This is a genomic window from Niabella sp. ZPM-14, from assembly GCF_055693045.2.
Window position 1 is genome coordinate 2,024,076 of the sequence record NZ_CM181148.1, and the last position, 24,148, is coordinate 2,048,223.

At 47.0% G+C, this 24,148-nt stretch carries 21 protein-coding genes and 1 tRNA gene; 8 read left to right on the forward strand and 14 right to left on the reverse strand.

What is annotated here, in order from left to right:
* Positions 1–35: 35 nt before the first annotated feature.
* From ACU37H_RS08620 to ACU37H_RS08650, 7 genes are all read right to left on the reverse strand, one after another.
* The gene (locus tag ACU37H_RS08620) at positions 36–656 is read right to left on the reverse strand and encodes a YdeI/OmpD-associated family protein (protein WP_472701931.1); all 621 of its coding nucleotides are present in this window, start codon (positions 654–656) and stop codon (positions 36–38) included.
* 61 nt (positions 657–717) lie between these two features.
* A complete protein-coding gene (locus ACU37H_RS08625; RefSeq protein ID WP_472701930.1) occupies positions 718–864 on the reverse strand; it encodes a hypothetical protein in 147 nt (48 codons plus the stop codon).
* Positions 865–975: 111 nt separating this feature from the next.
* Positions 976–2,235, reverse strand: coding sequence for an ATP-dependent Clp protease ATP-binding subunit ClpX (clpX, locus tag ACU37H_RS08630; RefSeq protein ID WP_494407598.1), 1,260 nt, complete (start codon positions 2,233–2,235; stop codon positions 976–978).
* A gap of 81 nt (positions 2,236–2,316) precedes the next feature.
* Positions 2,317–3,330: a hypothetical protein gene (locus ACU37H_RS08635; protein ID WP_472701928.1), complete on the reverse strand. Its 1,014-nt coding sequence runs from the start codon at positions 3,328–3,330 to the stop codon at positions 2,317–2,319.
* A 211-nt stretch (positions 3,331–3,541) separates the two neighbouring features.
* Positions 3,542–4,198 (reverse strand): ClpP family protease, encoded by a 657-nt coding sequence (locus tag ACU37H_RS08640; protein WP_472701927.1) that lies wholly within the window; start codon positions 4,196–4,198, stop codon positions 3,542–3,544.
* Between the two features lie 57 nt (positions 4,199–4,255).
* Positions 4,256–4,936, reverse strand: coding sequence for a ClpP family protease (locus tag ACU37H_RS08645; protein WP_472701926.1), 681 nt, complete (start codon positions 4,934–4,936; stop codon positions 4,256–4,258).
* Positions 4,937–5,125: 189 nt separating this feature from the next.
* Positions 5,126–6,031 carry a diacylglycerol/lipid kinase family protein gene (locus tag ACU37H_RS08650; protein WP_472701925.1) on the reverse strand — a complete coding sequence of 302 codons (906 nt, stop codon included), beginning with the start codon at positions 6,029–6,031 and terminating at the stop codon, positions 5,126–5,128.
* 23 nt (positions 6,032–6,054) lie between these two features.
* Here ACU37H_RS08650 and ACU37H_RS08655 point away from each other — a divergent pair, with 23 nt between their 5' ends.
* A complete protein-coding gene (locus ACU37H_RS08655; RefSeq protein WP_472701924.1) occupies positions 6,055–7,083 on the forward strand; it encodes an App1 family protein phosphatidate phosphatase in 1,029 nt (342 codons plus the stop codon).
* A gap of 29 nt (positions 7,084–7,112) precedes the next feature.
* On the opposite strand, the gene tig is transcribed toward ACU37H_RS08655, so the two are convergent.
* Positions 7,113–8,510, reverse strand: a complete 1,398-nt coding sequence (tig, locus tag ACU37H_RS08660) for a trigger factor (RefSeq protein WP_472701923.1) — start codon at positions 8,508–8,510, stop codon at positions 7,113–7,115.
* A gap of 115 nt (positions 8,511–8,625) precedes the next feature.
* Positions 8,626–8,707: transfer RNA gene (locus tag ACU37H_RS08665), tRNA-Leu, on the reverse strand.
* Positions 8,708–8,954: 247 nt separating this feature from the next.
* Here ACU37H_RS08665 and ACU37H_RS08670 point away from each other — a divergent pair.
* The 4 genes from ACU37H_RS08670 (at position 8,955) to ACU37H_RS08685 (ending at position 14,369) form a co-directional block, all read left to right on the forward strand.
* Positions 8,955–11,210: a RelA/SpoT family protein gene (locus tag ACU37H_RS08670; protein WP_472701922.1), complete on the forward strand. Its 2,256-nt coding sequence runs from the start codon at positions 8,955–8,957 to the stop codon at positions 11,208–11,210.
* Between the two features lie 123 nt (positions 11,211–11,333).
* Entirely contained in the window at positions 11,334–12,596 is a 1,263-nt protein-coding gene (locus tag ACU37H_RS08675) for an adenylosuccinate synthase (protein WP_472701921.1), read from the forward strand.
* Positions 12,597–12,675: 79 nt separating this feature from the next.
* On the forward strand, positions 12,676–13,080 hold the full coding sequence (locus tag ACU37H_RS08680; RefSeq protein ID WP_472701920.1) for a hypothetical protein: 405 nt from the start codon (positions 12,676–12,678) through the stop codon (positions 13,078–13,080).
* A 71-nt stretch (positions 13,081–13,151) separates the two neighbouring features.
* Positions 13,152–14,369: an anthranilate synthase component I family protein gene (locus tag ACU37H_RS08685; protein WP_472701919.1), complete on the forward strand. Its 1,218-nt coding sequence runs from the start codon at positions 13,152–13,154 to the stop codon at positions 14,367–14,369.
* Positions 14,370–14,625: 256 nt separating this feature from the next.
* Here ACU37H_RS08685 and ACU37H_RS08690 read toward each other — a convergent pair whose 3' ends face one another.
* The 3 genes from ACU37H_RS08690 to ACU37H_RS08700 all read right to left on the reverse strand — a co-directional run bounded on the left by ACU37H_RS08690 (position 14,626) and on the right by ACU37H_RS08700 (position 19,639).
* Positions 14,626–15,405 carry a class I SAM-dependent methyltransferase gene (locus ACU37H_RS08690; protein WP_472701918.1) on the reverse strand — a complete coding sequence of 260 codons (780 nt, stop codon included), beginning with the start codon at positions 15,403–15,405 and terminating at the stop codon, positions 14,626–14,628.
* Between the two features lie 69 nt (positions 15,406–15,474).
* Positions 15,475–17,022 (reverse strand): PepSY-associated TM helix domain-containing protein, encoded by a 1,548-nt coding sequence (locus ACU37H_RS08695; RefSeq protein WP_472701917.1) that lies wholly within the window; start codon positions 17,020–17,022, stop codon positions 15,475–15,477.
* 55 nt (positions 17,023–17,077) lie between these two features.
* Positions 17,078–19,639, reverse strand: a complete 2,562-nt coding sequence (locus tag ACU37H_RS08700; RefSeq protein WP_472701916.1) for a TonB-dependent receptor domain-containing protein — start codon at positions 19,637–19,639, stop codon at positions 17,078–17,080.
* Positions 19,640–19,784: 145 nt separating this feature from the next.
* On the opposite strand from ACU37H_RS08700, the gene ACU37H_RS08705 reads away from it, so the two are divergent.
* A complete protein-coding gene (locus ACU37H_RS08705) occupies positions 19,785–20,516 on the forward strand; it encodes an esterase family protein (RefSeq protein ID WP_472701915.1) in 732 nt (243 codons plus the stop codon).
* 36 nt (positions 20,517–20,552) lie between these two features.
* Here the strand turns inward: ACU37H_RS08705 and aat are convergent, their stop codons facing one another.
* Complete coding sequence (aat, locus tag ACU37H_RS08710) at positions 20,553–21,197, reverse strand: leucyl/phenylalanyl-tRNA--protein transferase (protein WP_472701914.1); 645 nt, start codon at positions 21,195–21,197, stop codon at positions 20,553–20,555.
* 47 nt (positions 21,198–21,244) lie between these two features.
* Complete coding sequence (locus tag ACU37H_RS08715) at positions 21,245–21,538, reverse strand: ATP-dependent Clp protease adaptor ClpS (RefSeq protein ID WP_472701913.1); 294 nt, start codon at positions 21,536–21,538, stop codon at positions 21,245–21,247.
* A 158-nt stretch (positions 21,539–21,696) separates the two neighbouring features.
* Between ACU37H_RS08715 and ACU37H_RS08720 the strand changes: the two genes are divergently transcribed.
* Positions 21,697–22,110: a hypothetical protein gene (locus tag ACU37H_RS08720; RefSeq protein WP_472701912.1), complete on the forward strand. Its 414-nt coding sequence runs from the start codon at positions 21,697–21,699 to the stop codon at positions 22,108–22,110.
* A 192-nt stretch (positions 22,111–22,302) separates the two neighbouring features.
* A complete protein-coding gene (locus ACU37H_RS08725) occupies positions 22,303–23,982 on the forward strand; it encodes a GMC oxidoreductase (protein ID WP_472701911.1) in 1,680 nt (559 codons plus the stop codon).
* Positions 23,983–24,148 lie beyond the last annotated feature (166 nt).

Below are 24,148 nucleotides of genomic sequence, written 5' to 3' on the forward strand. Positions count from 1 at the left end.
TAAAATAAGACCTTTCTTATTATCATCACGCATCATCACCCGCGCTTCTCATACTTCCAGTTTCGCCCTTTCCCTTCCGCAATCCATTCAACCGCAGCTGCCACACGCTTATCGCGCGTGGCATCTGTTTTTGCTTCATTGATCCATTGGATATATTCCTTTCGATGAGACGGCGCAAACCGTTCGAATACCTCTTTGGCTTTCTTATGCTTCTGCAGTGCCCGGGATAATACTTCCGGTACCGGCAATTCGGCGGCACGCTTTGCCGGCGTGCGCTTCATGGTCACGCCCATCTCAATTAAAGCAACAGCCTCTTTCACGGCGGCAATGAGTGCTTTCTCTTTGGGCATCTGCTCAATAGCGGTAATACCGGAGAGGCGCCAGAACTCAGAGCTGCCTTCGGCGTCTGATGGCAGGTAACCTTTCAGCGCTTTGATGCTGCCACCGAGCCAGAAGCCAATAGCACAGTGCTTCTTAAAGGCGGCCATGCTGCACATCATTTTCCCGTTAAAGTCAAAACTGGGCACGCCCCACTTGATCGATTCTGTAATATCAGGAGAACCCTTGTGAACAGCCTCCCTGAAAAACTCAAGTATCGGCCGGGCAAATTCCGGAGCTTTGGCAATATACGCGTCGGTTTTTGGATGATACATCATAGCAGGACATTAAAAAAGCAAGTCCAACGACTTGCTCTAAATTAACATTATTTCAGTACAATCAGGAGTTACCGAAAAGGTTTCCTACCGCGCCTTCCAGCATCGGGAATTTTTCAATCACGTACCCTTTGATTGTTTCCAAAGTTTTTGCTGCCTGCTCGTCGGTCAAACCCGCTTCTGCTTTCAGTTTTTCTATTAATTCGTTCATATGAAATTTTTTATTTCTGATTTAGGATTTGAAATTTCTGATTTTTAGAACCTCGTACATACATCATAAATTTAAACATCCGACATTGTAAATCATACTTCCTGCATTTTCTTATGCCGCTTTTACCAGTCCCATCTTGCTCTTGCTGAATTTTCTTTCGGCATAATCCTTCGTCAATGTGAATACTTTCTCGGAAGATGATGGTAACTCATACATTGCATCCGTAAGGATACTCTCACAGATACTTCTTAAGCCCCGCGCCCCTAATTTATACTCAACCGCTTTCTGCACCATGTATTCGTACACTTCTTTTTCTATCTTCAACTCGATACCTTCCAGTTCAAACAGCTTTTTATACTGCTTCATCAGCGCGTTCTTAGGTTCGGTCAGGATATCACGTAGAGTGTCCGCGTCCAAAGGTTCGAGGTGGGTTACAACGGGCAGACGGCCCAACAGCTCAGGGATCAGACCAAAGGCTTTCAGATCCTGCGAGTTGACAAACTTCAGCAGGTTTTTCTTCATATCCTCTTGCTGCGCCTTATCGACATTGAAGCCGATGGTGTTGGTTTGTACCCGGCGTCCGATGATCTTGTCGATGCCATCGAACGCACCCCCACAAATGAAAAGGATGTTGTGCGTGTTTACCTTGATCAGTTTTTGATCAGGATGTTTACGTCCGCCCTGCGGTGGCACGAGCACATCTGTTCCTTCCAGCAATTTGAGCAATCCCTGCTGAACACCTTCGCCGCTCACATCGCGGGTAATGCTTGGGTTATCGCTTTTGCGCGCGACCTTATCAATTTCATCAATATACACAATGCCGCGCTCGGCCGCTTCTACATCGTAATTGCAAACCTGCAACAAACGGGTCAGGATGCTCTCTACATCCTCTCCCACATATCCGGCTTCAGTAAACACTGTGGCATCGACAATCGCAAAGGGCACATTCAGCACTTTGGCGATGCTCCGCGCTAATAAGGTCTTACCTGTACCGGTCTCTCCCACCATCACGATATTGCTTTTCTCAATCTCGACTTCGCTATGCGGGTCAATATCGCGACCGGATCTTTGTTTTAATCTTTTATAGTGGTTGTACACCGCTACAGCTAACACCTTTTTGGCGTCGTCCTGGCCAATCACATAATCATCCAGAAAGGTCTTTATCTCCATAGGCTTTTTCACGTTCAGTGAAAAGCCCTGGCTTTGAGGATTTTCTTTCAGATGTAATTCCTGGTCAATAATTTCCTGGGCGTGCTCTACACAGTTCTCACAGATATGGCCGTCTTGTCCTGCAATGAGTATTTCTACCTCATCGCGGCTGCGACCACAGAAAGAACAATGCAAAACCGAACCCGATATTTTTTCCTTCATAATATAGCTGCAAAGGTAGAAAAAAGCGCTCGTATCGGCCCGCCTGGTATCGTTAAAATTTTGCCGCGAACGCAGCCAGCCTTATTCTGCCCTGACAACACTTATGACCTTGCTATACTGCATATCACCGTCGATATCGACCTGTACAATTCGTACGAATAACGGCGTATTCAAACGATCCAGAGGAACAGCTGTACCCTTTTTGCAGGCTGATATACCGGCTATTGCTGCAAGAACCAGCAAAGCGATGCGCCACTTATTTTTTCTGGAGGCTCCAAAACCTAACAGTGCTATAATCGCCGGAAAGGTCAGCAGTGAGGCCCAGTCGGCAGCCTTAATTTCAACTTCATAATATTGCGGCTGATCCGAGCCCGCTTGGTGCGCCTGCACCGTTTTTACGGTCGTGAAATCTTGTCCTGACGCAGAAACCTGTACTTCAAAGTGACTGGCGTTCACCTCGGCCAGCGTTTGCCAGCCAACTTTGATAGCCCCCACCTGCCCGACGGCTTGCAGCACACCGAATGTAACAGGAAGTGCTTCACTCACAGTTCCGTCGAATTGAAATTCGTCAAGGCTGAACGTTCCCGTTTCACCCCCCGAATTGTATCCATACAGCCGAAAAGTAATGGGCGTTTCAATATTTTGAAATTGGGAACCTGACAGATCGATCGTCGTGCCGGTGCTGATCGTTGACGCAAAATTGTCTAAGCTGGACCTCAAGGCTAATGTCCCCGGCCCGCTGTCGCGACCGCCGCCGCCGGCAGAAATAAAGCCACTGTAACTAAAGCTGCTAAAATCAATCGTTTCCCCCTCCCCGGGTGTCAGGGTAAAGGTGAAATAATCATCGTTTCCAGGCGAGCTTCCGGCAGTCCATCCTTCTGCGCTGTAAGTACCGGCAGCGGCTACTCCCGCGATGCCCGGCCCCCTGCCGACACCTGACACGGTTATTCCGGTAGCTACACTATCCCCTTCGGTGTAAGGGCTTGGCGGTACCTCTGTTCCGGAATGGTTGATTTCATTGCTCCACAAGGTCTGGCCTGCCAGATCACTGTTTGCATAGAGGAGCACCAATAAAAAGTAAATGATTTTTCTCATGACTTGAATTTTCGTTAGGAATAAATTATAACGTAAATTTATATATAATATTTTTAATATTAAATATAAAAATATTATAGCTTTTTACATATCTCCTTACGAGCCGTGGCGGGTAAACGGTACAAGTACATGAAATCCGGCTTGAGATGGCTTCAAATAAAAAAGCTATCTCCGAATGGAGATAGCTTAAAAACGTCTGTCAGAGCGGTCCTTACAATTTTTCGACCACCTTGTCCGCAATACCATATTGTATGGCTTCCTGTGCGTCCATCCAATAGTCCCGGTCAAAATCGCGCATGATCTCATCGATCGTTTTGCCGCAATTTTCGGCCAGTATCTTTGCACCGATGTGCTTCACGCGTTGTGTCTGACGGGCCTGGATCTCCAGGTCCGAGCTTACGCCGCGGATATAGCCACCCAGTGAAGGTTGGTGGATCATCACTTCCCCGTGGGGATAGATGTACCGATGCCCTTTTTCTCCGCCGCTCAGCAAGATACTTCCCATCGACGCTGCCAGTCCCATACAAATCGTGTGCACGGGGCTGCTGATCATCTTCATGGTATCATAGATCACCATACCGCTGGTTACCACGCCACCAGGGCTGTTGATGTAAAAATTGATTGGCTGGCCGGGCTTGTCAGCTTCGAGCAGCAACAGCTTAGTCGTTACCTCACGCGCACTTTTATCATCTACAACGCCCCACAGGTATACTGCACGCTTGTCAAAAAATAATTTTTCGAGGCGCTTGTTGAGCATCATCAGATCATCCCGCTTATCCTGCGGTTCTTTAGGCTCTTCCTCGTCGCCCTCTTCTTCGTTGAGCATCGGGCGTTGCCATTTGTTGTTGTATATATTTGAAAAATTCATTGTGAAATTTTTTTTGATTGAAGTTGAAGTCCATGGACGATGATCCATCGACCCGATCTATTTCTTCTTGTTGAGCAATAATACTTCATCAACGATGCCATATTCTTTAGCTTCAGGCGCCGTCATCCATTTGTCGCGCTCGAAATCTTTTTCGATCTGCTCGATAGGCTTGCCGGTATGTTCGTTCACGATTTCGTAAAGATCGGTTTTCAGTTTCCGGATCTCGTTAACGGTGATCTCAATGTCACTGGCCTGCCCACCGATAGCGCCGCTTGGCTGGTGCATCATGATCCGCGAATGCTTCAACGCGGCTCTTTTACCATTGGTTCCTGCTGCCAGCAGCACACAAGCCATGGAGGCTGCCATACCGATACAGATCGTAGCTACATCAGGGCTCACATACTGCATGGTATCATATACGCCTAAGCCTGCGTATACGCTGCCCCCCGGGCTATTGATATACATGTTAATGTCGCGCACACGGTCGGTGCTATCGAGGAACAGCAATTGAGCTGTAATGATATTGGCTACTTCGTCCGTAACAGGATAACCGAGGAAGATAATGCGGTCCATCATCAAACGGCTGTATACATCCATCACCGCCACGTTCATAGGACGTTCTTCAATGATGTTCGGTGTTAATGCTGTAACCAGGTGATTACCATAACTGTGAAGTGTATTGCTGGAAATACCCCGGTGTTTGACAGCGTATTTCTCAAACTCAGAATTATAAGTCATAAAAGTTATTTGATATGTCAGTAAACGTACTAATTTTTTTTTCGTTTTCAGGAACGTGCTGAAAAAAATCTCCTGCGGATCAGATTTTTCAACGGCCTGTTTCATTAAAAGGACCTGAACAAATATCTATCCATTTACTAAAACGCAAAAAACTGTGACAGGTTGACCGGGTGAGCGCTTTTTTTAGGGTCATTTGGGCAGTTCGTTATCGTTCATCTTTTGCAGGTAGCTTTTGGGAAGGATGAGGTTGAGGCTTCCCGGCTGTATGGCGGCGGAGATCTTCTTAACCTTGCCCATATATTCGCCATCGACCTGGAAATGAATGCGGCTTTTAGACATGATGTCAATTGACCTGGACTGGTATATTTCAATATTTTTTTTATCAAACCCCAGCGAAAACATCATTTTCAAAATCGGGAAGAAGGAAAGTCGCTTCACCACCACCACTTCGAAAAGCCCGTCGTTGATCTCGCCCACCGGGTTGATCACCGCTCCTGTGCCATACTTACCGGCGTTTGCAATAACAACCATGAACGCCCGGCGCCGGATCACCTTGTCTTTATGTTTGAGCTTGATGTCGAGGACCTGCCGCCTTACTAAGGTCTTCCAGGCTACTTTGAGGTAACCGATCTTGCCACGGGTATCACCCTCTTCAAAATTTTTGATCAGCTGTGCATTGATGCCCGCATCACTGAGATGAAGACACAGATGTTCTCCGTTCAACAGGATCGTATCAACACTGGTCACTTCTCCCTTGTCAATAATATCGAGCGCCTCGTTTAACTTTTCAGGGATCAGCAGCTCCTTGGCCATACCATTAGCAGAGCCCGCAGGTATGATGCCCAGTGCAGCGCCGCTATCCTTCAGGAAGCGCGCTACCAGGGTCACGGTACCGTCGCCGCCGGCGGCCACTACCTTGTCTGCTTTGGCACCTTTTATGTAGTCTTTGAGGGAATCGCAATCAACGGGATCGGGCAGATGATAGAAATCCAACAACACGTCTTTGTCCTTAAAATAGGATTCGATGTCTGATTTTAAATCCACCTGCTGACTACCGGCAGTTTTATTGATAACGAAAAGAATTTTAACCGACATTAGTTTTTATTAAAATTGTTTAAGTGCTTAAAAACTTCCTTTTCAAAAAGCTTCGACTGATCACCAAGCCCCACCTGAAACTGTATGAAGGATATGGCAACACCAGCCATTTCAACGTGATAGGACACGCCTTACACCGTTCTGCTTCCCCGCGGGAAATATACAGAACCGGTATTTTCCACAACACGTTGTCTCTGTTAAAGACTTTTATGGTAAAAACAATGCCAGATGCGTTGGTGGAGGTGCATTGGCAGGGAAAAAAATATGTCACCCGGTCGCAAAGTGATGGTTTCTTCGCCCTGAACATCAACAACGACAAGGGGTTGGCCAGCGGCCGCTACGAGGCGGAAGTGACCCTGAAAGACGGCAACACCGGGCAATTATTACATAAGGCTACTGCACAGATCACGATTCCGGCGTACAATCAGTACACCTTTATTTCTGATATTGACGACACCTTCCTGATTTCACATTCCGCCTCGATCCTGAAAAGGTTACAGTTACTATTGACGCGGAATGCCTACAGCCGTAAACCTTTTGAAGGAGTTGTGAAGCACTACCAGGCGCTTCAGCTGGCGCAAACCACCGCCGATGATCCGAATCCTTTTTTCTATGTGAGCAGCAGCGAGTGGAACCTGTACGACTTTATCAGCGTTTTTATCCGGAGGAATGAATTACCTGACGGCATTTGCCTGCTCAACCAGATACAAAGCCTGTCCCAGGTGTTGAAAAGCGGCCAGAAAAACCACGCAAGCAAATTTGCACGGATCGTGAGGATCCTGGACGCTTATCCCACGCAGCGGTTTATTTTACTGGGGGATGACTCGCAAAGAGATCCTTACATATACGCCTCCCTTGTGAAGAATTTTCCTCAACTGATTCATTGCGTTTATATAAGATGTGTAGGGAAAACAAAAAAACCGGCGGTGATCGCCGCGTTAGACGAAATATCCGGGCGGGATATTCCCGTGTGCTACTTTGAACACAGCCGGGATGCCCTGGAGCATTCTTATGAAGTGGGGTTGATCTCTTCAATAAAAAAGGCGCTGTAACAGCGCCTTTTTCCATCAACTATTTGTGATTAGTGATGAGCATGCTGATGCTCGTTCACCAATTTTGTAAAATCTTCTGCACTGATCTGCTGGGCAGTAGGTTTGATCTGGGTTTCAGCCCACTCAAACACTTTCTGAGACTGGATCCTGTTGTAAGCATCTTCTACATACTTACGGTCTTTCATCATCCTTTCAATATAGTCATTTACCCAAGGCTGTTCTGTATCGTTAGGCATCATTCCGCCCATGTAGCTGAATAACTGCGCCTGGGCAAATGCTCTCAGTTCTTCTGGCTTCACTTCGATTCCCTGATCTTTCACGATCTTTTCAGAAATAAGCGTCCATTTCAACTGGTTCAGGAAAGTAGGCATCTCCGCATCGATCTGCTCTTCCGTCTTTGCCGGCTGCCCTTCCTGGGGCTGCGCGTTTTGTGTCACCAGCCATTTGCGTAAAAACGGCTCAGGAAATTCAATGGTCGTATTATCTACTAATTTATGGAAGATCTGATCCTGGATCTGGTTGCGGCTTTGAGAGGCCCAATAGCCAAAGATCTGGTCTTTTACTTTGGTGCGAAACTCTTCTTCGGTTTTCACATCTCCTTCCGGATACAGCTGTGTGAAAAATTCTTCGTTCAGTTCTTTCTTTTCCAGCTCGCTGATCTTGGCGATGTTTAATTTGAAACTTTTTTGTTTGTCAGCCTCCTCGTCTTTGTTAAGACCCAGGTCCGCTGCAATAAATTCCAGTTCTTTATCTTCAAAAGCGTCGGCCAGTTTGATCTGGATGCTGTCACCCACTTTCTTGCCGTTCAGCTCTTGTTGAATTGCTTCAGTGAAATAGCTCAGCAGAAGAGAATTCTCTTTTTTCACACCGTCTTCTACTTCATTGCCTGTTGCATCTGTTTCAACGAAAGTGACATTCAGCACGTTGTTAGCGCCGTCTACCACGTCCTTATCGGTCATATTGCCGTAGCGGTTTTGCAGGCGATCGATCTCTTCGTTGATCATCTCATCGGTGATGTCAATATTGTAGCCGGTGATATCCGCTTTCGCTAAATCAGCCAGTTCAAATTCAGGCTTTAACCCGATTTCGAAATCGAAAGTATAATCGTCAGGATTGTTCACATCCAGTTTGGCCAGGTCAGTATCCAATGGCAGGGGCTGCGCAAAAATCTCTGCTTTTTCCGTCTGCAGGTGATTGATCAGTTCCTTGTCAACAGATTTCAATACCTCGTCTGTAAAAAGAGAAGGACCATACATTTTCTTGATCAGACCTGCAGGTACTTTACCGGGTCTGAAACCTTGTATGCTCGCTTTTTTACTGTATTCTTTCAGAGACTTTTCGAAGGAAGGAAGATAGTCGGCCTTGTCAATTTTTACACTGATCTTTTCGTGTAACTGGCCTATCGGTTCTTTAGTAATTGTAGCCATAACCCCAAACCCCGAAAGGGGCTTTTAATACTTTAAAGTCTTTCACTGCATCCCTTAATGAAAGCTGAAAATTAAAGAAATATTGAAGCACCCCCCTGTAGGGGCTGGGGGTTTGTCCGGATGAAGGGACTCGAACCCCCACACCTTGCGGCATCAGATCCTAAGTCTGACGTGTCTACCAATTTCACCACATCCGGTAAGAACTTTTCTTCCGACAGTCATCGGAAGGGCAGCAAAAGTAATGCTTTTATTCAATATTTCAACTTTTATGTTCCCTTTGTGCACATGCGTTTTACAGAGGGATATTGGCCGGTGATTGCCCCGCAGATCTGCATCTTTTTGGTCGCGCAGATTGTTATAGTTTTTACATATATTACATTTACAAACCCGTAGCCCTGCCCTTTTGGGCAAAGGCTGTCCGGGAATAGACGCAGGACACTGACAATGAAGACAATAGAGCAAAAACCCAAATACAACCTGAACGAGGAAGAGGAGAAGAAACTCATCGTACGAGAATACCGCTCGCTGATGCGGCTGTTAAAAGACAAATTAAAGCCGGGCGACAAGGATCTCACGCGTGCCGCATTCGAAATGGCAGCAGAGGCGCATAGCAGCATGCGGCGGAAGAGCGGCGAGCCTTATATTTTACATCCTATTGCAGTAGCCAAGATCTGTGTGGAAGAGATCGGCCTGGGGGTGCGCTCCACGATCTGTGCTTTGTTGCATGATACGGTGGAAGACACCGACATCACTTTGCAGGACATTGAAAAAGAATTCGGCCCGGAAATCGCCCGCATCGTGGACGGATTGACCAAGATCTCCAACTTCATCGATACAACGGTGTCCCAGCAGGCAGAGAATTTTAAGAAAATACTCCTGACGCTGACCGACGATCCGCGCGTGATCCTGATCAAGCTGGCGGACCGCCTGAACAATATGCGGACCATGGACAGCATGAAGCGGGAGAAGCAGCTGAAGATATCATCCGAAACGGTCTACATGTTTGCACCGCTTGCCCACCGGATGGGATTGTACGCGATCAAGACGGAATTTGAGGATCTGGCGATGAAGTACCTCGAGCCGGATATTTATAAAGACATCGCCCGCCGGCTCGCCGAGTCGAAGCGCGAAAGAACACGCTATATCAACGAGTTCATTAAGCCGATCCGGGAAAAGCTGGAAAAAAATAATTTCGATTTCGAGATCTACGGCCGCCCGAAGAATATTCATTCCATCTGGAACAAGATGAAGAAAAAACAGGTGGCTTTTGAAGAAGTGTATGATCTTTTCGCCATCCGGATCATTCTCAACAGCCCGCCGGAGAAAGAAAAAGAGGAGTGCTGGAAAGTGTATTCTTTAATTACAGATGAATATACGCCGTCGATCGAACGCCTGCGCGACTGGGTGAGCAATCCCAAAGCCAACGGATACGAGGCTTTGCACACGACTGTGATGGGCCCCCGCGGAAAATGGGTGGAGGTACAGATCCGCACCAAAAGAATGAACGAGATCGCGGAAAAAGGCCTGGCTGCTCACTGGAAATATAAAGAAGGCAGCCCCGACAGCTACCGCGATGAAAACCGCTTTGACAAATGGTTTCAGCAGATACGGGAAACCCTCAATAATGAAGACCCGGACAGCGTCAACTTTTTACAGGAATTTAAAAGCAGCTTTCTTACCGAAGAGATTTATGTGTACACGCCTAAAGGCGACATTAAGATGTTGCCGGCCGGAAGTAGTGCACTGGATTTTGCGTTCTCCATCCACTCAGCGATCGGCGTAAAAACCATCGGTGCTAAAGTGAATCATAAACTGGTCCCCATCAGCCACAAACTGATGAGCGGTGACCAGATCGAGATCATCACAAGTAACAAACAAACGCCGAGCGACGACTGGCTGAAATTTGTGGTGACCGCCAAAGCCAAAGCGAAGATCAAAGAGGCGCTGAAGGAGGAAAAGAAAAAAGTGGCGGACGAGGGAAAATACACCCTCCAAAGAAAACTGGAAAACATGGGTGTGACCATGTACCAGGGAAATATTGAAGCCATTGCACAATTTTATAAGCTCAATTCCAACCTGGAGCTCTTTTACCAGATCGCGATCAAGAATATCGACCTGAGAGAATTAAAAGAGTTCAAGGTGTTTGGCGACCGCCTGGAGGCGCCGGCACCGGTAAAACACACGGAACCGAAACCAGAAACGCCGCATCAGCCTGCCACACCCGCAAAAGACGCAGAGCTGATCATCTTCGGCGAGAGCAGCGATAAGATCATGTATAATCTCGCCAATTGCTGCAAGCCTATTCCCGGTGACGACGTATTTGGTTTTGTAACGACGGGCAAGGGCCTGACCATTCACCGGACCAACTGCCCGAATGCGGCGAAACTGATGGCCAACTACGGCCACAGGATCGTGAAAACAAAATGGGCGAAAAACAAGGAGATCTCCTTCCTTACGGGCGTTAAAATCATCGGCATAGACGATGTAGGCATGGTGAGCCGGATCACCAACCTGATCTCCGGCGAGTTGAAGATCAACATCGCGGCGCTCACGATCGAAGCGACAGAGGGCGTTTTTGAGGGGAACATCAAAGTGTTTGTACACGATAAGGAAGAGCTGGACAACCTGGCGAACCGGCTTACGGAACTCAGCGGCGTAGAATCCGTAGAGCGGTACGATACCGAAGATCTGCCGAAGTAGCGTAGTTTATAGCTGACGGTTCTGGGTCGATAATTTATTACTGTGGACCGTGATTAACAATTCCCTCACATCACTACGAACCCTTATTTTTGCACTTCATTTTTAAAATCAAAAAATCAGTAGATGGTAGATGTAATTTTAGGGCTGCAGTGGGGAGATGAGGGGAAAGGTAAAATTGTTGACTATTTTGCTAAAGACTACGATGTTATAGCCCGTTTCCAGGGTGGCCCCAACGCCGGCCACACTTTATACAAGGATGGCAAAAAACTGGTGCTGCACCAAATACCATCTGGCATTTTCCATGAAGGGAAAATCAATATTATCGGCAATGGCGTGGTACTCGATCCCATCACGCTGAAAAAAGAATGTGAGAAAGTAGCAGAATTTGGCATCGACCTGAAAAAAAATCTCTTCATTTCTGAGCGTACCAATATTATCATTCCTACCCACCGTGCGCTGGACAAAGCTTCGGAGCAGGGAAAGGGAAAAGGTAAGATCGGATCTACACTAAAAGGTATCGGACCTGCTTATATGGACAAAACCGGCCGGAATGCTTTAAGAGTGGGCGATTTGCTGCTGGAAAATTTCAAAGAGTTGTATGAGCAGCTGCGCCAGAAACACCAGGTCATCATCAATACCTATCATTTTACAGAAGATATCAGCGAAGACGAGAAAGCATTTTTTGAAGCAGTAGATTTTCTGAAAGAGCTCAATATTGTTAATGGTGAATACTTCATCAATAAACAATTAAAAGAGGGAAAAAAAATCCTGGCCGAAGGTGCCCAGGGAAGCATGTTGGACATCGATTTCGGTACGTTCCCGTTTGTTACTTCCTCTAATACGATCTCAGCTGGCGTGTGCAGCGGACTTGGCATTGCCCCGCAGCATATCAAAGAAGTGATCGGTATCACAAAAGCTTATTGCACGCGCGTGGGAAGCGGACCTTTCCCCACAGAGCTGGAGAATGCGGATGGACAAAAACTACGCGACGTGGGTAACGAATACGGCGCTACAACCGGCCGTCCACGCCGTTGCGGATGGATCGACCTGGTAGCTCTGAACTTTGCCTGCATGATCAATGGTGTAACCAAGATCGTAATGACGAAAGCAGATGTACTCGACAGCTTCGAGGAGCTGCACGTTTGTACCGCCTACAGCAAAGAAGGACAGGAACTGACCGAAATTCCGTTGCGCCTCGACCTGGATCATTATGTACCGGTGTATGAAAAATTTGATGGCTGGCATACCAATATCAGCCAGATCAAGGACCTGGCAGCCCTGCCAGAGAAAGCAAAATCCTATATCAGTTTTATCAACAGCTATCTCGGCGTAGAGGTGAAATTTATCTCTAACGGACCAGAAAGAGATCAGCTGATCGTAGTGTAATTTTTGTAAAAAAAATTAATTTCAAAAATTTGGCGATTTAAAAAGTTCGGCTAAAATTTACACTCTAATTTATTAGATCATGGCAAAGTCAAATAAATCAAAATCAAGTGAAAAAGATAAGGCTTACGATGAAGAAAAGCCTGTAAAAAAAGCTTCATCAAAATCGAAAAACGAAGACCCCGAAGAGGATGATGATTTCCTTGACGAAGAGGAAACTCCTAAGAAAAAAGGCAAGGCTTCGAAAAAAGAGGATGACGAAGAGGATGACGTGGACGACGTGGATGACGACTGGGACAAACCCGAAGAGGACGAAGATTGGGACAAGGACTTTGAAGAGTTTGACCTGCCCAAATCGAAAAGCAAATCAGGCGGCAGCAAAAAGTCTTACGACGACGACGACGATTTCAAAATGGATGACGAGTTCAAGGACTTGTTTGGCGGCGGCGGCAAAGATGACTTTGATGACGAGGATGATGATTATTAATCCACTTTTATGCACTCATTCAATTGCACGGTAACTTTGTTGTAAAAGATATCCATGTTTTTAAACAGAAAGTGTTGAATTGGCTCAAACAGTTCAACACTTTTTGCTTTTTAGACAGTCTCCACTACCAGGGCGATTATGACCTGTTAGTAGGCGCGGGTGTGTCTGACAGTTTTCAATCATCTGCTCCTGATGCGCTCGATCGGTTCCAGGATTTTATCGACCAAAAGGACCGATGGCTGTTCGGACACCTGGGTTACGAGCTGGCCACTTTTGAAAAAGTCAGTCATTCCAACAAACAAGACGCGCTCGCTTTTCCCGACCTTTTTTTCTTCGAGCCGGAGATATTGCTCACCTTCAAGGGTCAAACCGTTCAGATCAAGGCCCCTGATGCGGCAGCAGTTTTTGATTCTATTCAAAAAACTTCATCCGCTGCATCGCCATCATTATCGCCCTTACCTGAGATTCGCAACAAGATGTCCCGCGACGTTTACCTGGAAAAGCTCAACCGCCTGAAACAACATCTGCAGAGAGGCGACTGCTACGAGATCAATTTTTGCCAGGAATTTTTTGTAGAAAACGTCTGGACCGACCCGGTCGCGCTGTTCCATAAATTATGCACGGTATCTCCCAACCCGTTTTCCGGTCTGTACCGGATCGCAGATAAATGGCTGCTCTGCGCCAGTCCGGAACGATTCCTGAAAAAAGAAAGTAACCGGCTAATCAGTCAACCCATAAAAGGCACTTTACGGCGAAGCCCTGACCATTGCCACTTTGACGAGGAAAGAGCGGCACTGCTGGAAAGCCGGAAAGATCGCGCAGAAAACGTGATGGTGGTGGACCTGGTACGGAATGACTTGTCCAGGATCTGTGAAGAAGGCAGCGTGAAAGTTGATGAGCTGTTTGGCATCTATAGTTTTCCGCAAGTGCATCAGATGATCTCGACGATCAGCGGCACGCCCAAAAAGGATATTACATTCAAAGACATTATCAATGCTACATTCCCGATGGGATCGATGACGGGTGCTCCCAAGGTAAAAGTGATGCAGTTGATAGACCGGTATGAAGAAAGCAGGCGCGGCATTTTTTCAGGCGCTCTTGGTTATATAAGTCCCGAAGGCAATTTTGATTTGAATGTAGTGATCAGGAGTATCATGTACAACGCCTCTTCGCGTTACCTGTCTTTTCAGGCGGGCGGCGGGATTACGATTTACAGCGATCCCGGGAAGGAGTGGGAAGAGAGCCTGTTAAAAGCAAAAGCGATCAAGGAAGTATTGGAGGCCGGGTGAAACGCGATCATCCGCCAAACGTTTTAAACGTAGGTGAATATTGTTCGCTAATGAGAAGAACCGCAGGTTCGCTTTGATTTATAAGGCCGTGCTCAATACGGTTAAGAAAGTCTGATTGCAGTGCCTCAGGCACGAGATATTGTATCCCGAGCTACTGAAACGGCCAGCACCTGGTTAAACCGCCTTCTCTTGAAACCCCGCACTATTTCCACAGTTCAGATCATCTCCTTTCAATCCTGATAACGAAACGAAAGGCTTACTTCTCCGCGATATAAAACAGGTCCAGGCAATCGTTGCCCGCTTCTGCCAGGAAATAATCGCTGATCTTGATCTTGGACACCATTTGATTGTCGCTGCTGAGCATCTTTTTCCGGTTCCACCGGTTCATGATATCATAAGGGATTTGAAGGCACCAGCGCGGCAGGTTGTATTGCAGATTGAAGATATCAAAACGCGTTATTTTTTCAACCGCCTTCTTGTTAGCATGATAATATTCCATCACGGTATCATCGCCATAGACGCCGAGCGTCTTCACAAAGCTGAAATTTTTCAAGAGGAGATCTTTAAGCTCCGGCACCTGGTACTCGCGTATATGCCAGGGGTTGCGGGTGAGCGACATTTTTTTATTGGGCGTCGTAACGATCAGTTTGCCGCCGGGCTTGAGTACGCGATGAATCTCTTGCGTAAACAATTGGTCGTTCTTGATATGCTCGATCACCTGGAAGGTGATCACGAAGTCAAAACTATTATCGGCCAGCCCGCTGAGCGGCGGAAAAGTCATTTTTAAAAATTCAATATTCGGATGGGTCTTCACCAGTTGCGCCACATTGCCGTTTTCAAATTTATCGATGGTCACGAACCGGTCCGCCCTGGAAGCGATCATATCAATGCCATACCCACTCCCCGTTCCCAGCTCCAGTATATTGCCATACACCAGCTTGGCTGCTTCCGCATAAGCAAAAAGCGAACGCTGATACACGTAGTTGTCTGACGCTTCCACGTGTGATACTCTTTCCGCCGTCTGAACTAATGCCATATTAAATAGTTGAAATGAAATTAAGCCAGCAAAAATAGCCAGTTATAGCAGCATTTACTCTAAAAGCTGTTAGAAAAATGTCATGCCTGTATTCATCAACAAAACGTAAACCGGCAGAAACACCAGGCAGAAGCCCAGGGAAAGCGTGAAATATTTTACCACCGGACGACTCCCTTTTTTAAACGGCGCTAAGAAAATGAGGTTAAACAATATCGCCAGCAGGGCAATAATAAAATTAATAACGACCAGGACGGTAACGTAGGCTACACTGAACACTGCGGGCTGAATGACAATGCCTGAAAACATGCCATAGAAAGCGCCCATAACAGCGGCTGTCAAAAGACTCCAGCCGGCATATCGAAAACTTTTCTTTAAATGAATACCCATGTAACGCATGACCGGCGTTTTCACTGCAATGTTTACCGTCTCCTGAACCAGCACGACCATCTCTGCTTTAGCCGCATTCCGCGCTATTTTTTTCTGCTCGCTGCGCTTCTGTTTTCGCCATCTCGGATACCAGATGATGAATCCGGTGATGAACAGCAACAGCGGCGAAAGACCGCCGATCAACGCCACTATTTTGGTAGGCATCCCTCCGAATGACCCATAGTGAATAGGCGTAAGCCAGGACAGGTAAGCGTTTCCGACATCCGGAAAATCTTTCTGGCTGTCCAGGTATACTTTTCCGCTATACTGATCTACTACTACCATTTCCCTTCTGCCACTTTTTGGCAATCCCGGACTGATCACATCCAGCCGGTAAACGCCGACAGAATCAGCGGGCAACGCAACGCCAGCTACGCGGCTTCCCGGACGTTGGGCTAAACCGATCTCACCGGCTTGCTTTACACTGATCGGCGCGGCCCCTTCTTTATAAACCGATTGGCTGCTGAATATCTGCGCAATACCCTGCGGCGACTTTCCACTAAGCATAAACAGAAAGGGTATGACCACAGTAGAGAACGTAATGCAAACACCGGTAACAGCCAGCAAGGTAACGACCGGTGCTGTATAAAAGCCGATCACATTGTGCCAATCATAATTTTGACGTTTGAAGCTGGTTTTAAAATTGACCGTAAGAACCGACTTCAGTTGCTTCCATTTCCTGGGGATCCACAAGCGTAGTCCTGAGATCGTAAGCACAATGAGGATCAGAGAAGCCAGACCCACGATATAGCGCCCTGCCGTTGGGATGAGTAAGGTGCGATGTATTTCCGTAACGATATGAATAAAAGAACTTTCGTGTAGTCTTTTCCCGCTCAGTGTGGCCGTGTACGGATCTATAAAAAATTCATCTCCTGTCTTGAAATTAAAAAACTGATATGCCCGGTTGGGATGATCCGTTTCGTTCATGGCATAGTCAAATTGAATATGCGGATACTTCTCGCGGACGATCGGTATTATTTCTTCTAATGGAATTTTATGCTGCCGCGCCTGGGTAAGAAACAATTCCCTGTTCAACGCTCTGTCAATATCATCCTGAAACACCAGAATGCTGCCTGTTACGCCAACGATCGCAATAATGAACCCAGCAATAATGCCGAGGTATACATGCCATTTTGCAAACCACCGCTGCTGATGCTTCGCCCACTGAAGCCTGCGTGATATACGGGACATAAGATTATATTATGGTCAGAGGTTTTGATATTTGCTCAGACAACCTTGCCCTTTGTTAAAATTTTACAGCGATGCTTCCGATGGCCTGTCTGGGCATTTGCGGAATAATGCTGCTCCATCCCATCCAGTACCTTTGGTTCGTGAGGTTGTTCACCTTAACACCCAGTCGCAACCTCCTGGTATCATAGGTCAGATGAGCGCCGGCGATGGTGTATGCAGGAAGGATCAATTTACCGTCCGGAACCTGGTTGAAAGCATAAGTCTCGCTGGCGTGATTCAAGCTGACACCTATCCCCAAACCATTCAGCGCCTTCTTAGTGAAAGTGTAATTGCTCCAGAAATTAAATGCATTTCTCGGACCCGATGCTACAGGGCGCAAGCCGTTTACATTTTCTTCGGCCTTTAAAAGTTTGCTGTCATTATAACCATACCCGAATAGAACGATCCAGCCTGTCGCAGGATTGGCCACTATTTCTGCATCGATTCCTTTACTTTGTTGTTCGCCATCCTGGATACTGAAGTTCAGGTTCTGCGGATCAGCGCGAACGATATTATTTACCAGGATATCATAGTAGCTTACACTTCCGGTCACCAGGTTGTTAAACAGGGAATATTTAATACCGACTTCTTTTTGATTCGCTTCTTCGGGATCAAATCGCTGACCGTTCACATCCATTCCAAACTGGTTGGTAAAGCTGTTTTGATAATTGGCAAAGATGGAAAGCTGGTCTTTCAAAGGCATAACGATCAATCCAAATTTAGGAGACAGCTTCGTCTGCTTTTTGGTTTCATCCGTTGCAGCGAGGTTATCAATGAAATGATCTACTCTGACACCCGCATTGACAATCACGTAGTCAGTTATGTTCATGACATCATTAATATAAGCGGAGTATATTTTTGAATCCGAATCATATTGTAATATCGAGGTAGCGCCTGAGCCAAAAGCCTGATGCACTTTAGGTGCTGTGAAATCATTATAGTTGGGAGCCGAACCGTCGGCCGCTGTCATGTCGAAAACATCGGGATAGGGCACCCCTGCCAGGGTTCCTATAAAGCGGTTATAAGTAACAAATGACTGGTAGCTGACATAGTCCAACCCCACAACCGCGCGGTTCCTGACACGTCCCCACTGATAATCCGATACAAAATTTTGCTGCACGTTAAATGTGTTGGTATTCCCGATCGGATTCCAGACTGCACGCGCCAACGTGTCTACACCCGGCGTGCCAAAACCGGGAGTGCCCCCTGTGGAAACAGCATTCATAAAGGCGGTCAGGTAGTTCGGGATCAGGTACTGGAATGCAGAAAACCCATCGTTTTTACTTTGCCCGTAAGTAATAGCCGTTTGCGATTTCCAATGGTTGGATATCTCGTAAGCGGCATTGGCAAAAAAAGAATTGGATTGAGTGGATGTGTACAGATCGTTGGACAGGAATGACCTGTTGTAATCCAACTTCAGCTCTTCTACTTTATTCGTCCCAAAAGCCTCTTTAAAAGTCTGCGGCGCCTGTGCCACGATGGCCGCTGCATTTTGCGCCGGAATACCATTGCCCACCAGGGCCTGGTACAAAGCGCCATTGATTTGCGACGGGGTTGCCACAAACATGAAATTACCTCCGTTACTATTGCCTTTGGTGCCGACTATTTCGGCATCGAAGTTAAACGTCAACCTGTGGCTAGGCTGATACACCAGCGACGGCGCAATCATGTAGCTCTTCTGGAAGCCTCTGTCCTGCCAGGTTGTTTGGTTTTGAGTAGCAATGTTGACCCTTGCGGCTACCTCGTTTTCCTTCAGCACAAAGTTCGCATCTCCCGAAGCACGGAAGAACCCGTAATTCCCGAATGAAAAATCAGCATACCCTTCATTTCTGAAAAAAGGTTTTTTGGTAACGCGGTTGATGATCCCTCCGTAGGAGCTTACCACACTTCCGAAAAGCGTTGCTGACGGACCCTTTATAATTTCAATTCGATCGAGATTGGCCATGTCTACATTCGTGTTAAGAATATTCGGAAGGCCGTTCCTTACGTTCCCCAACACCTGGAATCCGCGGCTCGTGAAGATTGAGCCGCCATCGGGGCGGCTGGTCGCATCCCATAGTTTGGTAACCCCGGGCGCATTTTTCATGGCGTCTTCCAGCGTCATGGCGTTTTGCTTTCTCAAAATGACGTCCGATATAGAATGAACCACCTGCGGGCTTTCCAGGGGAGTCAGCGGCATTTTATTCGCGGTGGCGGCACTCTTATTCAGGATACGATTGCTTTCGATAAAGACCTCTTCCAGGCCTTCCTTAGAAAGCGCTATCACAAACCTGACCTCCGCCGTTTCACCGGAGCTAACGGTCACGGCATCTTCACTCTTGTTATAGCCGATATACGTAACCGTAACCTTATAATCGCCGTCTGGCAGGTTATTGAAGAAAAACCGTCCATCCTCATTGGTGATCGTTCCTTTGTTCCGGGCACCTTCCAGCTTGACGGTCACGCCGGGAGTCGGAGTGCCATCCTCCGTTAACACAATGCCCCTGAGGGCTCCGTTAGCATCGTTTTGGGCAGAAACCGCGTTGCATAGCCAGAGTAAAAAACCCATTAGTACCAGGCTAATAATATTTTTTTTCATTCTTAATACTTTTAAAATAATAGCTATATATTGCTGCTGGTGCCGCTCATATAGACAGGGCTGATTATTGCGGCGCTAAATTATTATACACTGATACATACTTATTTACGAATTCGGGAAATAATTTTACAAAAATTAATATGCTATGAACAGGAAGGTTTTTGGCTGGTACAGCCCATCGTTAGGCAAGGAGATGCCGATTGTTAGTTATGGAGACTTTGGGTTCGCCTTATTGCTGGTGCCCACTGCCGCTGCCGACTACCTGGAATATGAACGGTTTCAGCTGATCGACTCATTAGCTCCATTCATCAACGGTGGTAAAATAAAGGTCTTCTCTGTAGACAGCGTAAATAATGAAAGCTGGCTGAACGACAACATGGCGCCCTGGGACAAATCACACCGACACGTGCAATGGAACCATTATATCTACAACGAAGTGATCCCGCATATCAAAAATGAAACGAGCCCCGAAACACCGGTGTATATCAGCGGTGCATCTTTTGGAGCCCTGCATAGCATGAACCTGTTCCTCAAACGCCCGGACCTTTTAAACGGCGTCATTGCAATGAGTGGCGTGTATGACCTGACCTATTACTCAAATGGTTATATGGACGACAACGTGTACTTCAACAGTCCCCAGCATTATATGCCCAACCTGAGCGACCATGGCATCCTGGAAACCATTCGGCGCAGCCAGCATATTCATATCCTTACGGGAAGCGGTGCTTATGAAGACCCGAGAGCCGGTGGTGAATTTGCAAAAACCTTGTATGACAAAGGAATTCATTACGACTTTGACAACTGGGGTGAAAATTATAAACATGACTGGCCTACCTGGCGGGATATGCTGCCTCATGTTTTGGCTACGAGATTTTAAATGCGACCAGTGCATCGTCTGGTCAGACCGGGACGGTCAGACCAAACCGTGCAGCAAGGCTTTAAATTCGGCGCCATCGAGCATGCGGGCGCCCAGGCTTTCGAGGTAGTCGGTATGCACCTGGCAATCGATCAGCTCCACTCCTTCTTCCTGCAGCTGACGGACATACTTCGTGAAGGCATATTTAGAAGCGTTGCTAACCAGGCTGAACATACTTTCCCCGAAAAAAACTTTTCCCAGACGAATACCGTACAGGCCGCCCACCAATTGTCCGTCCTGCCACACTTCCACGCTGTGGGCGTAGCCCAGTTCATGCAGGCGCGTGTAGGCAGCAATGATCTCCGCGCTGATCCAGGTGCCATCCTGGCCGGGTCTCGGGACATTTTTACAATGGTTGATCACAGCTGTAAAATCCCGGTTGACGGTAAATGAAAAAGCCGCTCTGTTGAGCAGGGGCCGTAAACTTTTGCTGATCTTCAACTCCCTGGGAAACAGGACAAATCTTGGATCCGGACACCACCAGAGGATGGGCGGCTCGCTGTACCACGGAAAGATGCCGGAACGGTAGGCCAGCAGCAATCGCTCAACAGAAAGATCCCCTCCTATCGCCAGGAGGCCGTCCTTTTCAGCTAAATGGGTGGGTGGAAAACTGAGCGATTCATCAAGGGCAAAGATGGCCATCGGCAGTGATAATTATTGTCTTATAGGTTGATCTTTGAAAGACCCGACTACGAAACCGTCTCTTCAACGGTTGCGTTGATGCCTCGGTCGAGGATGGCTTCGCACATGGGTTTTAAGTCATCATACTCCCCTTCTTTCACGGCATATTTGCCTTTAAAATGAATGAATAAGGAGCATTGCTCTGCCTGCTCGAAAGTATGACCACACACTTCCATCAGCGTTTCTATTACCCAATCAAAAGTGTTCACCTCATCATTCCAAACAATCAACTGGCACGAGGAGGCGGTAGCGGTCAATACATCCACTTCTTCAGAATACTTTGTATCAGTGTTGTTTTGCATGCTGCAAAGATAATTTTTTTGATGTAAAAGCCATTCCCCGCAGGTCCTGGTGCAACCTATATCCATTTGGCACGCTCCTTGTCTTATACAGGTACTGATCCAACCCCAAACCAGGAAAAAACCAAGAAAACTTATCTCTAAACATTAAAAGTGTAAAAATGAAGAAATTCACATCGTTCGCTCTCTTAGCAGTAATCGCCCTATTCACGCTGGCTTCTTGCAGCAAAACCCGCGATGGACTTGGACTTGACACGATCAGCAACAACGCAAAAACAGGAAAATGGGAAGTTACCCACCAGATTTATGTTGGCACCGCTTCTGAGCCTGCCACAACCGATAACCTGACTGAAGGAGCTGGCTACGCTCAGTTCAGTTCAGACGGAAACGTATACTACTACAATGAATCCGGTGTGAAAGACGCTGGTACTCCTTACTCATTTATAGACACAAAGTCAATTCGTTATGACGGTGATGAGTATGACATCCAGGAAAACCTGGCAGGTTCTTTCAGCAGGATGACCATCCAGCGCAACACCACTACAGGCCGGGAAGTATATATCTTCCAGCGATAACTTATTTCAGGTCGAAGTCAACTGTTAAGCTTTTCAGGGCCCGGTAAATTTCCGGGCCCTTTTAATTTTTGCAAATCTTTTTTTTCTGCCGATAAAATTTTTTGCGTTTTTTGAATATCTTTAAAGCCTGCTTGCTACGAAGCGCTTGTCTATACTTTTGATCGAAAACTATTATTAAAAAGAAAACTTTTTATGGCAGAAAATACTTATGACGCTATCGTTATTGGTAGTGGCATTTCGGGCGGTTGGGCTGCAAAGGAGCTCACCGAAAAGGGCTTAAAGACGATTATGCTCGAAAGAGGCCGTGATATTAAGCACGTTCAGGACTACACCAACGCCAACAAAAATCCCTGGGATTTTCCTCATCGCGGCGGTCGGACGCAGGAGATGATCAAAGACTACCCCGTCTTAAAAAGAGATTATCCGCTGAATGAAACGAACCTGGATTATTGGGTCAACGAAAAAGATTGTCCCTACACAGAAACTAAACGCTTCGACTGGTACCGCGGCTATCATGTAGGTGGGCGCTCGCTCATGTGGGGCCGTCAAAGCTATCGCCACAGCGATATTGATTTTGAAGCCAACGCAAAAGACGGTATTGCGGTAGACTGGCCTATACGATACAATGACATTGCACCGTGGTATAGCTATGCAGAAAAATTTGCCGGCATCAACGGAACCAACGAAGATTTTCCGGGCTATCCCCATGGCGACCTGATGCCTGCGATGCCGATGAACTGCGTCGAAAAGGATGTGGCCAAAAGAGTGCGCGACCACTATAAAAACCAGCGCATCATCACTAACGCGCGCGTAGCCAACATTACGCAGCCATTACCAGGCCGTACCGCTTGTCAGTACCGCAACAAATGCTGGCTGGGATGTCCGTTCGGTGGCTATTTCAGCACGCAGTCTTCTACACTGCCCGCCGCCATGAAAACCGGCAACCTGACCTTGCGACCCTTCTCTATTGTTACCAAGATCATTTACGATAAGGATACTAAAAAAGCCAAAGGCGTTGAGATCATTGATGCAGAAACCAACAAGACCTACGAATACTTTGCAAAGGTCGTGTTTGTATGTGCCTCGGCTTTAAACTCGACATGGGTGCTGATGAACTCAGCCACTGATGTGTGGGAAGGCGGCCTGGGTAGCAGCAGCGGCGAATTGGGGCACAACCTGATGGACCACCACTTCCGTTGCGGAGCCTCCGGACGTGTCGAAGGCTATGAAGACAAATACTACTTTGGACGGAAGCCAGGCGGCATCTACATTCCACGGTTTGCCAATATCGGCAACGACAAACGCGACTACCTGAGAGGTTTCGGATACCAGGGTGGCGCAAGCCGCCAGGGCTGGCAGCGTCATATCGCTGAATACAGCGTAGGACCAGAATTGAAAGAAGCATTGTCTGAGCCCGGATCCTGGACCATGGGATTAGGTGCATTCGGAGAGATATTGCCATACCACGATAATAAAGTAACGCTGGACAAAAACGTGAAAGACAAATGGGGCTTACCCGTGTTGAATATCGATGCAGAGATAAAAGAGAACGAGAAGAAGATGCGCGCCGATATGATGAATGACGGAGCGGAGATGCTGGAAGCTGCTGGTCTGAAAGATGTTCGTACCTACGAAAGCGAATATGGATTCGGACAAGGCATCCACGAAATGGGCACAGCGAGAATGGGTCGCGATCCTAAAACTTCAGTACTGAATGGCAACAACCAGGTATGGGATTGTAAGAACGTGTTTGTTACAGACGGCGCTTGCATGACAAGTGCAGCTTGTGTAAATCCGTCTCTTACCTATATGGCGCTGACTGCAAGAGCTGCAGACTTTGCCGTAAACGAACTGAAAAAAGGAAATATCTAAGAAACAGACAGTAGCTGATTGATAACAGACGGCACGTTTTACAGTCGGTCAGCCTGTCAAAGACCAATCCAGATATAAACATTTAAGGAACGACAAATTAATCTTAAAAGACAGACGATGATACGCACAACGACAGATTACTTTTTTATACTGTCAACTATCATCT